Origin of the sequence: Liquorilactobacillus sicerae (assembly GCF_029916425.1) — a bacterium.
In the GTDB taxonomy this organism is placed as follows: Bacteria; Bacillota; Bacilli; order Lactobacillales; family Lactobacillaceae; genus Liquorilactobacillus; species Liquorilactobacillus sicerae.
In genome coordinates this window covers 1-437 of sequence record NZ_JAHAVQ010000262.1, presented here as the reverse complement: position 1 = coordinate 437, position 437 = coordinate 1, and the positions used below count along the sequence as shown (strand labels likewise).

Sequence of the window (437 nt, the reverse complement as noted above, 5' to 3'; positions counted from 1 at the left end):
GATTCATGATAATACATAAGTTTTACTTTCGATATTGATTGCAGTGCTCTTTTTTTAAATGAATAACATAAATATTTTTTGCCTAACGGGAAAATACGTCATAAAACGACTAGAAAAAGGGTTGTATCTCGCTCTTGAAGTAACCGCTTTCATTGTAACCTAACTTTGTACAGGTAATTAGCTTAAAAAAATTTAGGAATTTTCCGATAGAAAAAAATTATTAAGAAAATACCTGTACGAAATTAATTTGGAGGTACAAAACATGCAAGAAGAGAACATAGTTCACAGACCGTTATTCAAACTATCCATTCTTTCAATCTCATTGATGACGATGATTGCTCCCGCTATTTCATCGGCTCTGCCATTGATGTATGGATCTTTTAAAGGCCAGACAGAGACTGCTGTGGAAACCTTGGTAACGGTACCGAATTTTGGAA

1 pseudogene is annotated in these 437 nt (G+C 33.9%); it reads left to right on the top strand.

Features of this window, described 5'->3' with window-relative positions:
* Positions 1–262 precede the first annotated feature (262 nt).
* Positions 263–437: pseudogene (locus KH893_RS12350) on the top strand (MFS transporter); the annotation flags it as partial.